The sequence below is a fragment of the Halapricum sp. CBA1109 genome (assembly GCF_009741825.1).
GTDB lineage: Archaea > Halobacteriota > Halobacteria > Halobacteriales > Haloarculaceae > Halapricum.
The window spans coordinates 1-2775 of sequence record NZ_WPCA01000220.1 but is presented as its reverse complement, the minus strand read 5'-3'; the positions used below and the strand labels follow the sequence as shown (position 1 = coordinate 2775).

Below are 2775 nucleotides of genomic sequence, written 5' to 3'. Positions count from 1 at the left end.
ACCGGTGACACGAGCAACGGCACGGAGGCCGGTGAGAGCGACGCCGACGACAGCGTCGCGGTGACGCCGCTGTCGTTCCCCGCCTCGAACGTGAGCGACGCCGCTATCGAGGCGACCCGGGGCGTCGAGCAGTACCGGGCGGTCCGGAACCTCACGACGGTCGTCGACTCGAACAACGTCGAGCGGTCGACCGGCCAGGACCAGCACCTCCTGCTCAATCGGACCGGCGAGCGGTTCCGGCAGACTTCCACGATCACCACGCAGGGTCGGACCGTGAACTCCGCGGCGTACTTATTCAACGGCACACAGTACAGTCGGAGTCAGGGTAACGCTCGACTCTTCGGCAGCGAGTGGGTCAAGATAGACCTCGGGGAGAACGCCTCGCGAACTCTGGAGTACCGGGACCTCCTCAGGCCGGCCCGCCAGTATCTCGCCAACGCGACCCTCTCGGCCAGCGGTGAGGCGACGCTCGACGGATCCGACGTGTACGTCGTCGAGGCCGAGTTCGACGAGGCGAACTACACCGCCGTCCGGAGCGCCACGTCACCGGCTCTCTCCAACGAGACGACAGTGCAGGACGCGTCGGGAACCTACTACGTCGATCAGGAGACCGACAGAATCCAGCGGTTCTCCCTGCGGGCTAACTGGACGAGCGAACTCGGTGGCTCCACGCTCGATCAGTCCATCGAGGGCGTCACCGACTTCGAGTACGAGTCCGTCTCGGTGACGCTCCCCGACGCGGCCGACGGTGCGGTCGATATCGGTTCCGACGACAACGGGACCGAGGTCGACGGGAACGAGACTGGGGCGGACGGGAACGAGACCGCCACTGACGACGGCGAATCCGACGTGGAGGAGACGGACGAGAGCGACGGCGACGCCGACGGGTCCGAGGAAACTACCGGTAGCGACGGCGACGCCGCCGACGAGCGGTCGTCGACCGACGGTATCGCCGTCCGGGACGGGACGCTGGCGGTCGACCCCGACACGACGTTCGACCGGGTCGAGTTCGCCCTCGGGACGGACGTCACCGAACCCGACGCCGTCACCGTCCTGCCGGAACTGGACCGGTCGCCCAATACGACCGGCTTCGGCGACCTCCTTGACCGACAGACGTTCGACGAGACGGTCGGGATGGAACGGTCGTCGCTCGCCGGCCGGAACGTCTCGTTCGGATCGGAGACGGTCCGTTCGGCGTGGCTATCGGGCGTCTCGGTCGGCGGGTACGGCAGCATCAACCTCCGGAGCAGCGACGCGATGCCGACGTGGCTCGTTCGCCTGCTGACGACTCACGAGATGGTCCACTACGCCCAGTTACAAGCGGGGTGGATCGCCGACGCCAACAGGGGGACCGACGCGACGACCGACGGCCGTTTCGCCGCCACCGCGATGGTCGAGGGCGGCGCGACCTACCTCACCGACGAGATACGTGCCCTCTACGCCTTCGACGGTCCCCGAAACATCCAGCTGTACGCCGGTATCGACGCCCTCGTCGACCCCGGGACGGCCACGGCCTACGGCAACCGGCAGTACAGCGACGGCGCGCGGTACATCCACGACCGCATCGACCGGCCCGCACAACTGTCGCGGGTGTACGCGGACCCGCCGACGACGAGCGAGCAGGTCCTCCACAACCGCTCGGCCGGGAGCGAACCGCCGGCCCCCCTGACCGTCTCGGTCGAAACCAACGGGACGTACACCGTCGGCGCGACCGACCGGAAGGGCGAGGCCTACACCAGACACGCCCTCGCCAACGGCGTCGACTTCGAGACGGCCAGCGCGGCCGCGGCCGGGTGGGGCAACGACACCGCTATCACGCTCCGGCCGACCGACGACGGCAACGCCAGTTACCTCTGGGTCCACCGCTTCGACGACGCCGACAACGCCAGCGAGTTCGCCGACGCCGCCCGGTCATACCTCGATGGCTACGGCAACACGACCGACGAGGGCACCGTGACCCTCGGCGGTCGCCCCGCGACGCTCCGGACGCTCGACGACCGAACGACGGCGCTGGTGATCGGTCCCGAGTCGCTACAGGACGGCCTGTCGCTCGCCGCAGACGGCGAGACGGTCACCGTCGAGACGGCCTGAGCGCCCGCCGAACGGTTTTTGTCCTCGCCGCTCCCGTCTCTGCCTATGGCAATCGAACCCGGCGACGGCGTCACCATCGAGTACGTCGGTCGCTTCGAGGACGGGACCGTCTTCGACACCTCTCGGTACGAGGTGGCCGCCGAACACGGCCTCGACGAGGCACAGGAGGCTGACCCCGAGGACTACGCCGCGCTGTCCTTTACCGTCGGCGCCGGCGAGATAATCACCGGGCTGGACGAGGCACTGGTCGGGATGGCCGAGGGCGAGGACACCACCGTGACCGTCCCGCCCGAGACGCCTACGGCACCGTCGAGGACGAGAAGATACGCGAGTACGACCCCGAGACGTTCGCGGGGATGGTCGGTGAGGACCCGGCGGTCGGGATGCACGTCCACGCTGAGAACGGCCTCCACGGCGATGTCATCGCCGTCCGCGAGGACGCCGTCGAGGTAGATTTCAACCACGAACTCGCGGGCCAGACGCTCGTGTTCGACCTCGAAGTCGTCGAGGTGCGGTAGCGCCGCCCGCGGACGTAGATTCGATGACTACGGTATACTGCCCGCGGAGGCGGTGGCCGCGCCGGCGTCTCGTCGCCGGCGTCGGGGAAGGGCAGGCCTGCCGTTGCGGTGCTGTAGCGGTCCAGCATACGGCGCGAGCACCGCGAGCGCCGTTTCACTCGACCGA

Annotated in this window: 1 protein-coding gene and 1 pseudogene; both read left to right on the top strand. The window is 68.5% G+C overall.

Annotated features, from left to right (window positions below; genetic code table 11):
• A partial coding sequence (locus GJ629_RS16525) for a hypothetical protein (protein ID WP_197428670.1) occupies nt 1-2091 on the top strand: 2091 nt, incomplete at its 5' end.
• Nucleotides 2092-2136: 45 nt separating this feature from the next.
• Nucleotides 2137-2609: pseudogene (locus GJ629_RS15295) on the top strand (peptidylprolyl isomerase).
• The last annotated feature ends 166 nt before the right edge of the window (nt 2610-2775 follow it).